At 67.3% G+C, this 11,880-nt stretch carries 11 protein-coding genes; 8 read left to right on the top strand and 3 right to left on the bottom strand.

Features of this window, described 5'->3' with window-relative positions; translation table 11 throughout:
- Nucleotides 1-827 (top strand): MurR/RpiR family transcriptional regulator (locus tag AC1DS3_RS08590; protein ID WP_477127013.1); only part of this gene is annotated, 827 nt, incomplete at its 5' end.
- 127 nt (nt 828-954) lie between these two features.
- Here AC1DS3_RS08590 and AC1DS3_RS08585 read toward each other — a convergent pair.
- Complete coding sequence (locus tag AC1DS3_RS08585; RefSeq protein WP_441639772.1) at nt 955-1,830, bottom strand: glutamate/aspartate ABC transporter substrate-binding protein; 876 nt, start codon at nt 1,828-1,830, stop codon at nt 955-957.
- 295 nt (nt 1,831-2,125) lie between these two features.
- Between AC1DS3_RS08585 and AC1DS3_RS08580 the strand changes: the two genes are divergently transcribed.
- From AC1DS3_RS08580 to AC1DS3_RS08550, 7 genes are all read left to right on the top strand, one after another.
- Nucleotides 2,126-3,043 carry a LysR substrate-binding domain-containing protein gene (locus tag AC1DS3_RS08580; protein ID WP_477109496.1) on the top strand — a complete coding sequence of 306 codons (918 nt, stop codon included), beginning with the start codon at nt 2,126-2,128 and terminating at the stop codon, nt 3,041-3,043.
- A gap of 159 nt (nt 3,044-3,202) precedes the next feature.
- Complete coding sequence (locus AC1DS3_RS08575; protein ID WP_477127012.1) at nt 3,203-3,676, top strand: RidA family protein; 474 nt, start codon at nt 3,203-3,205, stop codon at nt 3,674-3,676.
- A gap of 37 nt (nt 3,677-3,713) precedes the next feature.
- A complete protein-coding gene (locus tag AC1DS3_RS08570) occupies nt 3,714-4,925 on the top strand; it encodes an aminotransferase class V-fold PLP-dependent enzyme (protein WP_441639753.1) in 1,212 nt (403 codons plus the stop codon).
- A 294-nt stretch (nt 4,926-5,219) separates the two neighbouring features.
- Nucleotides 5,220-6,356 carry an efflux RND transporter periplasmic adaptor subunit gene (locus tag AC1DS3_RS08565; RefSeq protein WP_441639752.1) on the top strand — a complete coding sequence of 379 codons (1,137 nt, stop codon included), beginning with the start codon at nt 5,220-5,222 and terminating at the stop codon, nt 6,354-6,356.
- On the top strand, nt 6,353-7,048 hold the full coding sequence (locus tag AC1DS3_RS08560; protein ID WP_441639751.1) for an ABC transporter ATP-binding protein: 696 nt from the start codon (nt 6,353-6,355) through the stop codon (nt 7,046-7,048). Before AC1DS3_RS08565 ends, AC1DS3_RS08560 begins: the two co-directional genes overlap by 4 nt.
- On the top strand, nt 7,035-8,243 hold the full coding sequence (locus AC1DS3_RS08555) for an ABC transporter permease (protein ID WP_441639750.1): 1,209 nt from the start codon (nt 7,035-7,037) through the stop codon (nt 8,241-8,243). Before AC1DS3_RS08560 ends, AC1DS3_RS08555 begins: the two co-directional genes overlap by 14 nt.
- 3 nt (nt 8,244-8,246) lie before the next feature.
- Nucleotides 8,247-9,446 carry an ABC transporter permease gene (locus tag AC1DS3_RS08550; RefSeq protein WP_477127011.1) on the top strand — a complete coding sequence of 400 codons (1,200 nt, stop codon included), beginning with the start codon at nt 8,247-8,249 and terminating at the stop codon, nt 9,444-9,446.
- Between the two features lie 558 nt (nt 9,447-10,004).
- Here the strand turns inward: AC1DS3_RS08550 and AC1DS3_RS08545 are convergent.
- Nucleotides 10,005-10,373: an EF-hand domain-containing protein gene (locus AC1DS3_RS08545; protein WP_441639748.1), complete on the bottom strand. Its 369-nt coding sequence runs from the start codon at nt 10,371-10,373 to the stop codon at nt 10,005-10,007.
- A gap of 217 nt (nt 10,374-10,590) precedes the next feature.
- Nucleotides 10,591-11,877 (bottom strand): RNA polymerase sigma factor, encoded by a 1,287-nt coding sequence (locus AC1DS3_RS08540; protein ID WP_477127010.1) that lies wholly within the window; start codon nt 11,875-11,877, stop codon nt 10,591-10,593.
- Between the last annotated feature and the right edge of the window lie 3 nt (nt 11,878-11,880).

The following is an 11,880-nucleotide window of genomic DNA, read 5'->3' as shown; positions in this document are numbered from 1 at the left end:
TCGCCACACTCAGTACGCAGTTCCAGGGCGGGGCGCGCTACCTGCTCGATCATCCGCAGGAGATTCCCATCCTGTCCATGCGCAAGATTGCTGCGAATGCAGGTGTCCAGCCAGCCACCCTGGTGCGCCTGGCCCAGTTCCTTGGCTTCGAGGGCTGGCAGGCCCTGCGCGAGCTCTTTGTCGAGTCGATCCGCGGCGGCCCGCAGCCCTACGCCAAGCGTGCCAAGAAGCTGGTGCGCGAGAGCGGGTCAAGCCGGATGCTCACGGAAATGCTCGACGCCCAGCACCGCAACCTCGACCTGACCGGGGCCAACAATGCCGAGTCGATGCCGCAGGCTGCCGACCTGCTCAGCGCCGCGCCCAATGTGTATGTAGCGGGCTTTCGCTCGTGCTACCCCATCGCCTTCACCCTGCACTACGTGTATCGGCTGTTTCGCCCAACGGTGCACCTGATCCGTGGCGATGCGGGCACGCTCGAAATGGAGCTGCGCGCCCTGACGGCCAAGGATGCCGTGGTGGTCGTGAGCTTTGCGCCCTACTCGCAGGAGAGCATCCGCGTGGCCGATGCCGCGCGCGAGGCCGGCTGCCGCGTGGTGGCCCTGACCGACAGCACCGTGGCGCCGATTGCCTTGCATGCCGATTGCACGCTGCTGTTCTCCATCGACAGCCCATCGTTCTTTCCCTCCATCACGGCCGGCGTGGCGGTGGCGGAAGCCCTGGTCGAGCAGTTGCTTGCCAAGAAGGGCAAAGGCGCGATCAAGGCGCTCGAACTCGCCGAAGGCCAGCTGCACCAGACCGGCGCCTATGTCCCGGCCAGGCGGGGCTAGCTGGCCAGGCATGCGCTAGGCGGGCTGGCTGCAGCCAGCCCGCTCTCAACGCAAGGCGCTTGCCCCGCATCATCCAGGGTGGCGGCGTTCTTGACAACGGTCATGCTGGTCTCCTCCGGGTACGGGATTACTCAAACGCTTCATCGTTCGGCTGGTCGTAAGCCTTCTTGACCGCTGCGCTCATCGGGAACTCGAAATTGATGTTCTTTGGCGGCACCGGCTTGCTGAACCATTTGGCGTACAGGCCCTTGATCTCGCCGCTTTTCATCAGGCCGGTGATCACGCCGTCGACCAGCTTCTTGAACTCGGGATCGTCCTTGCGCATCATGAAGCCATAGGCTTCGAACGATTGGGGCGTGCCCACCACTTCCCACTCCGCCGGGTTCGGCGCCAGCGTTTTCGCGCCCGACAGCAGCACGTCGTCCATCATGAAGGCGGAGACGCGGCCCGATTGCAGGATCAGGAACGACTCGCCGTAGTCCTTGGCGCTCTGGATGGTGATGTTGGCCTTCTTGTCGTCGTTGAGCTTGCGCAGGATCCGCTCGGACGTGGTGCCCGCGTTGGTGACCACGGCCTTGCCGCTAAGGTCCGGGAAGTCGTGGACCGGGCCGCCCTTCCTGACCAGCAGGCGCGTGCCGGCAACAAAGAAGGTGGTGGAGAACGCCACCTGCTGCTGGCGCGCTTTCAGGTTGGTGGTGACCCCGCACTCCAGGTCGACCGTGCCGTTCTGGACCAGGGATATGCGGTTCTGCGACGTGACCGGCACCATGCGGACGTCAAGCTTGGCCAACCCCACCTGCTTCTTGACCTCGGCCACCACCTTGTCGCAGATGTCCTGCGAGTAGCCGATCACCTTCTGGTTGCTGTCGTAGTAGGAAAACGGGATCGAGGTGGTGCGGTGCCCGATCGTGATCGTTCCCGACTCCTTGATCCGGGCCAGCGTGGGGCTGGCAGCCACACCCGAGGCCTGGACCGCCCCCGCGCCAAGCATCGCTCCCAGCATTGCCAATCCGAGGCAGGTGGCTTTCACAGCTTTCATTTATCGCTCCTTGTTTAGCAGACACGCGACGGGCCATCGCGTTTGAATACTATTCACTGAGCAACAACTGTTCCATCATGGATAACCATGAAACATATGTATTTTTTACGGGAAAAATGAAGTAACAGACGCATCGCGCACCAAATAAGGCGATACAAATGGTGCATGACCGGCCTCGTTTTGAGGCATGGCGGAACCAGCAGGCCTGCGCAACCAGGCGTAGCATGTCGCGCTCGCCTCCCGCTTTTGATTCCGCCTCATGCGTTCCATGCGATCCCTGCCGCCTCTCGTGACCCTGCGCGCGTTTGAAGCCGCCGCCAGGCGCCTGAGCTTCAGCCTGGCGGGGCAAGAGCTTTTTGTGTCACAAAGCGCCATCAGCCACCATATCCAGCGCCTGGAGAGCGACCTGGGCGTGACGCTGTTCGAGCGGCGTGCCCGCGCGGTTGTGCTGACCCCCGCGGGGCAGGCGTATTACGCCAAGGTGCACACGGCGTTCGAACTGCTGCGCGATGGCACGGAGCAGGTACGGGCGCCCGGCACGGCGCGCACGACGCTGACCGTGGGGCTGCTGGCGTCGTTTGGCACGCGCTGGCTGGCGCCGCGCTTGCAGGCGTTCTCGCTGGCGCATCCCGGCATCGACCTGCAGTTGCGGCCCGATATCGGCCTGGCCGACGTGGCCGGCGGCGAGGTCGACGTGGCGATCCGCTACGGGCGCGGCGCCTGGCCAGGCGTGCAGGCGCAGCAGCTCATGCCGGAGCGCCTGTCGGTAGTCTGCGTGCCCGGACTGATCGCCGGGCCGGACCGGCCCGCCAAGCCACAGGACCTGCTGCGCTTTGCGTTTTTATCGTCGCATGCCCGGCAGCCGTTCGAGTGGGACGCGTGGGCACGCCGCTTTGGCCTGGACCTGAGCCAGGCGCAGACCGTGCATCTGCACGACTACAACATCGTGGTGGAAGCGGCGCTGGCCGGCCAGGGCATCGCCATGGGCCGCCACCGCCTGATCGCCCAGCAACTGGCCAGCGGCGCGCTGGTGCAGGCCCTGCCCGACGCGGTACTGGATGATCCCGGCATAGGCTGGTGGCTGGTCGCACCGCGCGGCGCGCTGGGCGAGGCCGCGTCGGCCTTCCGTGGCTGGCTGATGGCGGAGGCAGCCGAGGATGCGCCGGGCGGCACCTGACGCAGCGTGGTGCCGCGTGGTGCCGCTTGGTGCCACGTGGCGCCAAGCGATCACCCACGAATTAGTTTTGCTCATGTGTGGCGAGGCAAGAATTGATTGGTTTCCCGGCCGCCAAGCCGATAGGATGGGCCTTCCCAATCTCTTTCCCGCGCAACCCAAATGACCCTCTCCCTCTCCGCCCGCGTGGCCGAACTCGGGCTGACCCTCGAAGCCGCGGCCGCGCCCGCCGCCAACTACGTTTCGTTCGTGCAGGACGGCAACCAGCTCTTCATCTCCGGCCAGATCTCGCGCGAACATGGCCAGGCCGCGTACCTGGGCCGCCTGGGCGACAATATTTCGGACGAAGACGGCGTGCKGGCGGCGCGGCTGTCGGCGCTCGGCGTCCTGTCGCAGATCGCCGCCGCCACGGGTGACCGGCTCGACCGGGTGGCCCGCGTGGTGCGGCTGGGCGTTTTTGTAGCTTGTACGCCGGACTTCCAGCGCCAGAGMGCCGTCGCCAACGGTGCATCGGACCTGATGGTGCAGGTCTTCGGCGATGCAGGCCGCCATGCGCGCAGCGCCGTGGGCGTGGCCTCGCTGCCTGCCGGGGTTGCCGTGGAAGTCGAAGCGGTCATCTCGCTGACCTCGGCCTGAACCGGACGCACATCCCAGGCCCCCCCCAGGAACCCCCATGCCAGCCCCCCTCACCGCAGCCCCCCTTACCGCTGCCGCCGTCGACGCCCTGCGCGCCCTTACCCCGGGTGCGCAAGGCACCACGCATTTCAACCACGGCGGCGCCTCCCTGCCGTCAGCGGCCACGCTCGAGGCGATCTACAGCCACCTGCGGCGCGAAGCCACGCTGGGGCCGATGGAAGCCGGCGTCGCGGCGCGCGAACAAACGGAACGCGCGCGCACCCTCGCCGCGCAACTGCTCAACGCCCAGCCGGCGGAGATCGCGCTGACCACGGGCAATTCGCCMGGCTGGGGCGCCGCGTTCGCCGCCCTGGGGGCCTGGCAAGCCGGCGACCGGATCCTGGTCGGGCGCCACGAATGGGGCGGCAACCTCGCCACCATGCGCCTGACGGCGCAGCGCGCGGGCGCATCGATCGAAGTCATTCCGTCCGATAACCGCGGCGCGGTGGATCCCGAGGCGCTGGAGGCCATGCTGGACGACCGCGTGCGCCTGATTGCCCTGACCTGGCTGCCGGCCAACGGCGGGCTGATCAACCCGGCAGCGGCCATCGGAAAGGTGGCGCGGCGCCACGGCATCCCCTACTTCATCGACGCCGCGCAGGCGGTGGGGCAATTGCCGATCGATGTCGCTCAATTGGGCTGCGACGTGCTCAGCGGAGCCGGGCGCAAGGCACTGCGCGGCCCAAGGGGAACAGGCCTGCTCTATGTGCGGCAGGATTTCCTGCCCCGGCTCACACCGGCATTCGTCGACACGTACTCCGCGCCGCTGGATGCGGACGGCGAGCCGGTGCTGCGGGCCGGCGCGGCCCGCTTCGAATCGGCGGAAGCCTCGATGGCACTGCGCTGCGGCCTGGCCAACGCCTTGCAGGAAGCGCTGGAGATCGGCCTTGAGAACATCCGTGCGCGGATCGATGCCACCGCGCAGGCGCTGCGCGTGCAACTGGCCGCCATACCCGGCGTGACGGTGCTGGACCAGGGCCACGAGCGCTCCGGACTGGTGGCGTTCAACCTGGCGGGCCAGGACCCGGTGTCGGTGCAGCGCAGCCTGGCGGCGCAGGGCGTGGTGATCGGCAGCAACGGCGTCGCCTACACCCCCCTGGATATGCATGCCCGCGGACTCAGCCAGATCGCCCGCGCCTCGGTCAGCTACCTGACCACCGAGGCGGAGATCGGGAAATTGCTGGAGGGCTTGCGGGCGCTGGTGCGTTAGGGCGCCGGACCGGGCCTTTCATCGCGCAGCGCATCGCGCGATATCGAGGCCAGTCATGCTAGCCAACGCAGGCGCACGTACGATTCCCGGCAAGGCGGCGGGGCAGATGCCTCATGTGGCGCTTGGTGGCGCGACGGGCTAGGATACAGAGACCGCGGGACGGTGGACGGTGAGGCTGATGCATCGCAGCATTCGCACCCGACGTCTTCGCATCCCTACCCTATGCCAGACAAAGCCCTGTCTCCGCCAGGAACGCTAACGCGCAACCGCMTCGTCAGGCGCATCGCGATGGTCGTGGCGATACTCGCAGGCCTCGTTGCCGCAGGCTGGTACGCAACCCGGGCCAAGCCGGTAGCGGTACTGACGGCCAGGGTCGAGCAGGGGCGCGTCGAGGCCACTGTCGCCAACACCCGGGCAGGCTCGGTTTCGGCCTGCCGGCGGGCGAAACTGGCGCCGCCGGCGGCCGGACGCATCGAGGTGCTGAATATCCACAAGGGCGATCGCGTGAAGGCTGGCCAGGTACTCCTCGTCCTCTGGAACGAAGATCTGGTTGCGCGCGAGCAACTCTCGCGACACCAGTTGCTGACAGCCGCCGCGCACGTGCGCGAAGTGTGCGAACTGGCCAAGGTGGCGGCAAGCGACGCCCGGCGCTCGCGGGAACTGGTGGCGAAAGGCTTCGTCTCGCCCCAGGCGGTGGAGCGGACCGATGCCGACGCCGACTCCAGGCGTGCCGCGTGCGAATCCGCGAAGGCGCAGGTGAAGGAGGCCGGGGCGCGTATCGCCGCCTCGCGCGCGGATACTGCGCGCACGGTGCTGAAGGCGCCTTTCGACGGCGTGGTGGCCGAAGTCAACGGCGAGATTGGCGAGTACCTGACGCCCTCGCCGCCCGGCATCCCGACGCTGCCTGCCGTGGACCTGATCGACGACTCGTGCCTCTATGTATCCGCACCGATCGACGAGATCGACGCGGCACGCCTGCAGGTAGGTATGCCGGCACGGGTCACCCTGGACGCCTATCGCGGCAGGCATTTCGAGGGCAGGCTGCGGCGCGTCGCGCCCTATGTGCTGGCGCTGGAGAAGCAGGCACGCACCGTCGAGGTCGAAGTCCAGTTCGACAGTCCCGACCTTGTCCGCCATCTCCTGGTGGGCTATAGCGCCGATGTGGAAATCGTGACCGATGCCCGCGACCAGGCGCTGCGCATCCCTACCACGGCGCTGGCGTCCGGCAACCGCGTGCTGGTGCTGAACGCCGCCGGCCGGCTGGAAGCGCGCATGATCGGCACCGGGATTGCCAACGCGGAGTTCACCGAGGTGACCACGGGGCTCAGGCGCGGCGAGCGCGTCGTCACCTCGCCGGAACGGATTGGCCTCCAGGCGGGTATCGCCGCTGTCGAGGCAGAACCGGCTACCGCGGAGACGCAAGCAAAATGATCCGGCTCGACGGCATCGGGCGGACATTCGTGCTGGGCGGCGAGGCTGTGCACGCGCTTCATGGCATCGACCTGGCGGTTGCTCAGGGAGAGTACCTTTCCATCATGGGCCCATCGGGTTCCGGCAAGTCCACCTTGCTCAATATCCTGGGCCTGCTGGACCGCGCCGATACAGGGACTTACCAGTTGGGCGGCCGCGATATAACCGCTCTCCCGGACGACGAGCTGGCGCGCTTGCGGCGGGAGAAGATCGGCTTTGTATTCCAGTTCTTTCACCTGGTGCCGCGCCTCACCGCCGCCGCGAACATCGAGCTGCCGATGGTGCTCGCGGGGATGGACCCGGCCGAACGACGACGCCGCGTGGACGCACTGCTCGGCGAGTACGGCCTGCAAGACCGCGCCAGGCACCGGCCCGACGAGCTCTCGGGCGGGCAGTGCCAGCGGGTTGCCATCGCGCGTGCCATGGCCATGCGCCCGGCGATGATTCTCGCCGATGAACCCACCGGCAATCTGGACCGGCATACCGGCCAGGAAGTCATGGCGGTGCTGGAAGGCCTGCATGCGCAGGGGGCAACGCTGATCGTGGTCACGCACGACCCGGAAATCGGCGCCCGCTCCCGGCGCAGGCTGCGCATGTTGGACGGCGGCATTGCCGGTGACGAGGCGCGGCAGGACAACCATGCGGCTCACTGACGTCCTCGGTTTCACCTGGCAGGTACTGCGCGGCTACCGCTCACGCAGCCTGCTGATCCTGCTCGCCATGGGCATCGGCGTTGCCGCCGTGGTGGCGGTGAGCGCGCTCGGCGAGGGGGCACGGCTATACGTGGTGAACCAGTTCGGCGCACTTGGCACCAACCTCGTCATCGTGCTGCCCGGGCGCAGCGAAACGGCCGGCGCAGCGCCGGGGATCGTGCTGGGCGCAACCACGCGCGACCTGACGCTGGACGATGCACTCGCGCTCAGGCGCAGTCCCGCCGTCGCGCGCATCGCGCCCCTCATTGTCGGGAACGCGGATCTGCATGTCGGCGCGCGGCGGCGCGAAGCGCCGGTGCTGGGGTCCACCGCCGAATTGCTGGCGGTGCGCCATATGGCGCTAGCCCAGGGCAGCTTCCTGCCCGAGGGCGATCCGCACCACGGCCAGCCCGTGTGCGTGATCGGCACCCGGGTGGCGACAGAGCTGTTTGGCACGCGCCAGGCGCTAGGCGAGTGGCTGCGCATCGGAGACCGGCGCTTTCGCGTGATCGGGCTGCTGGCCGGCCAGGGTGAATCGCTGGGCTTCAACACGGACGAACTGGTCATCGTTCCGCTGTCCGCGGCCCAGGCCCTGTTCAACACCGACTCGCTGTTCCGCATCCTGATCGAGGCCAAGGCCCGCGAGCAGATTCAGGGCGCCAAGGCCGACGCCGAGGAGATCATTCGCCAGCGCCACGAAGGCACGCGCGACGTGACCGTCATCACACAGGACGCGGTGCTCGCCACGTTCGACCGCATCCTGCGCGCGCTCACGCTGGCGGTGGGCGGCATCGCGGCTATCAGTCTTGCCGTGGCCGGCATCCTCATCATGAACGTGATGCTGATTGCCGTGACCCAGCGCCAGCGCGAAATCGGGTTGCTCAAGGCGCTCGGCGCCACCGCTGGCCACATCCGGCTGCTCTTCCTCACCGAAGCCGTACTGCTGGCGCTCGGTGGCGTGGCCGCGGGCCTGGCTGTGGGCGAAGCCGCGTGCAGGCTTGCCGTGCAGCTCTATCCGGCGATTCCCTTCACGCCGCCTTGGTGGGCCTTGCTGGGGGCGCCGGCCATCGCCGTCGTGACCGCCATCGCCTTCGCCGTGGCACCGGCCCAACGCGCGGCAAAGCTGGATCCGGTGCTGGCCCTGTCGGGACGATGACCCATGCGCTACGCAGACTTCATCCGTTTCACCCTCGCCTCGCTGGCTGCTCACCGGCTCCGCACCTCGCTCACCGCACTGGGCATTGCCGTTGGCATCGCCGCGGTCATTTTGCTGACGTCGATCGGCGAAGGGCTGCATCGCTTCGTGATCGAAGAGTTCACCMAGTTCGGCACCAATCTGATCGGCGTGACGCCAGGCCGCACCCAGACCCACGGCGCTTCGCTCGGGTCGATCAACACCGTGCGCCCGCTCACGATCGAAGACGCCATCGCCCTGCGCCATGCCCCCCACGTGCGCGTGACCAACCCACTGGTGCAGGGCAACGCCGAAGTCGACTACCTCGGCAAGAGCAGGCGGGTGACGCTGTATGGTGTCGGGGCCAGGTTCACCGAAGCGCTGAGCATGCGCGTGGCCACCGGCCAATTCCTGCCCGATGACGATCCGCGCGCCGCGCGAACGCTGGCGGTACTCGGCGCGAGAGTGGCACGCGAACTCTTCGGCGGCGACAACCCGCTGGGCGCGCGCATCCGCGTAGGCGGTGAGCGCTATCGCGTGGTAGGCGTGATGGAAGCGAAGGGCCAGATGCTGGGCTTCGACCTGGACGATACGGTCTATATACCGGCTGGCCGCGCCCTGGACCTGTTCAACCGGGAAAGCCTGGTCGAGATCGAGGTCACCTACGATCCCACCGCTGCGCTCCCCGACGTGGAGGACGGCATCAAGCGCCTGTTGAGCGCGCGCCATGGTGCCGAGGATTTCACCGTCACGCCCCAGCAAAAGATGCTGGAAGTGTTCGGCACCGTGCTCGATGCCATCACCTTCGCGGTAGCAGCGATCGGCGCCATCTCGCTGATCGTGGGCGGCGTGGGAATCCTCACGATTCTCACCATCGCTGTGGCCGAGCGCACATCCGAGATCGGTCTCTTGCGCGCCATCGGGGCGACCGAGGCACAGGTCATGCTCCTCTTCCTTGGTGAAGCCGCGCTGCTCGCCGCCATCGGCGGCATGATCGGATTGCTGCTGGGATGGGGCATCGCGCTGGTGCTCGCGGCGGCGTTGCCGGCGCTGCCAGTCCACACACCGTGGTCCTACGCCATGCTGGCTGAGCTGGTGGCGGTGGTGATCGGTCTGGCTGCCGGCGTGCTGCCGGCACGCCGGGCGGCACGGCTTGCTCCGCAGGAGGCCTTGCGATCGGAATAGAAACCAGAACCGCAGCTTTCCCGGCTTTCAGGCCAGTGGTCCTCCGGCTGCCTGAATAGGGGTTTATGCCAGCTTCTCTCCGGCTCCGGGTTGCGGTCTACTGGAAGCGAATCAAGACGTGGCTGGAGCGTGGATTGGCACTGCTTAGCTTGCCACCATATTCCAGCCGTGGGATTCCGACTCCAGGAGACAACACCATGGTGACCAAGCAGGACGAAAGCTTCATTCTGAAGAACCTTCTCGCGCTGGCAGCAGTGGAGGCGCTCGGCGGCGCGATCGCGCTAGGGTTCGCCTTCAACCTCCTGACCTGACCGAAAGGACAACAAAGATCCTCCATCGTTGTCCGGTATCAAAGGTATAAAGAGAATCAAGGAATCAAGGAATCAAGGAATCAAGGAATCAAGGAATCATTAAAGCTCCCCGGCACTGGCTTCGATCCGGCCAGTTTTCCGGGGATCTCTGTCGTCAGGGACCCGCATTTGCGACGCTGTCCCACCGTCCGCTGCCGGCGGAACCTTGGCGCATTCAGCTCGCAAGTTCCCCGCCGGCACCACCAGGTCAGTTCAGGCTTCCCGGATTCTGCGCCGCGGCTTTCTGCTTGGCCTTGGCCGCAAAGTACGCGCCAATCTGCTTCTGCGTAATCGCGCCCTTCTTCCGCGTATCGATCTTGTCGAAGGCCTTGTAGACCTCCGGCATGCCGGCCTCGGCTTCCTCGCGGCTCAGCTTGCCGTCGTGGTTGGTATCGGCGGCAGCGAACGTCTCTGCGAATTTCGCCTTGGCTTCCTTTGGATTCATGGGGGCTTGGGGCGCCGCCTGAGGTGCGGCTTGTGGCGCGGGCTGTGGCGCGGGTTGCTGCGCGCCGACAGTGCCGGATGCAAAGAATGCGGCCAGCGTCAGGCTGGCAGTCGACAGTAGCCGTGGAATCATTGGAGTCCCCTAGAACACTTCGATGGTAAGGCCCGCCGGTCCTGCGATCGTCGGCGACCGGATGGCTTGTGCAGAGATCGGGAGCAATCGATCCCCCGGGCCCATGGCTAAGATCATCGTCGGCTTTCCGGCATTGGGGAATTTAGTTATTTCGGTAGCCGATATAAGGGTTTTGCCAGGCAGACGGTGGTGACGCGCAGCAATGCGCGCTAGCGAGTCATGGCCGGGTAGCCCCCGCATCCCGCGCCCGCCCCAGCAAAAACTCGCGCTCGCGGGTGTTGCGGGTCATGCCGGCAGCGCGCTCGAACTCGGCGCGGGCTTCGTCGAAGCGGCCGAGCTTGCACAAMAAGTCGCCGCGCACGCTGGGCAGCAAGTGGTACTTCGCCAGCGAGGACTCGGCGAGGAGCGCATTCGCCAGTTCCAGGCCGGCCTCGGGGCCGAAAGCCATGCCGACCGCCACCGCGCGGTTGAGCTCCACCACGGGTGATGGCGCCACTTCCGACAGCGCGTCGTAGATGGCGGCGATCTGCGCCCAGTCGGTATCGGCCGCCGTGGTGGCGCGGGCGTGGCAGGCGGCCAGCGCCGCCTGCAAGGCGTAGGGGCCGAGCGCCCCGTCCAGCTCTTGCGCGCGCGCCAGCGCCACCAGCCCGCGCCGGATCAGCAGGTGGTCCCAGCGGCTGCGGTCCTGTTCCAGCAACAGTACCGGGCGGCCTTGCGCGTCGACCCGTGCATGCGTGCGCGAGGCCTGGATCTCCATCAGCGCCACCAGGCCATGCACCTCGCTTTCCTCCGGAGCCAGGCCGGCCAGGGTGCGGCCCAGGCGCAGCGCTTCCTCGCACAGCGCGGGGCGCATCCAGTCGTCGCCGGCGGTGGCCGAATAGCCTTCATTGAAGATCAGGTAGATCACTTCCAGCACGGAGGCCAGGCGCGGCGCGCGCGCCTGGGGCCCGGGTACCTCGAAGGGCACGCGCGCGGCGCCGAGCGTGCGCTTGGCGCGCACGATGCGCTGGGCGATGGTGGGCTCCGGGGTCAGGAAGGCCCGCGCGATTTCCTCGGTGGTCAACCCGCCCAGCAGGCGCAGCGTCATGGCAACCCGCGCATCGGTGGAGAGCACCGGGTGGCAGGCGGTGAAGACCAGCCGCAGCAGGTCATCGCCGATGTCATCCTCGCGCGCGGCATCCAGCGCATCGACAAAATCCGGCACTACGTGGGCCTCCATCGCTTCGAGATCCTGGCCGATCTGCTCGTGCTTGCGGGCGTGCAGCGCTTGCTGGCGCAAGTGGTCGAGCGCGCGGTTCTTCGCCGTGGTCATCAGCCATGCGCCCGGGTTGTCCGGCACGCCGGTCTCGGTCCAGCGCTCCAGCGCGGCAACCAGGGCGTCCTGCGCCAGTTCTTCGGCCAGGCCCACGTCGCGCACCACGCGCKCAACGTGGGCGATGACCTTGGCGGATTCGATGCGCCAGACGGCTTCGATCGCCCGCTGCGTCGGTGTCGTCGTCGCCATGTG

The organism is Cupriavidus sp. 01L46, assembly GCF_056399905.1.
Note: the sequence above shows the minus strand (reverse complement) of the source record. Positions and strands in the feature narration are given on the sequence as shown.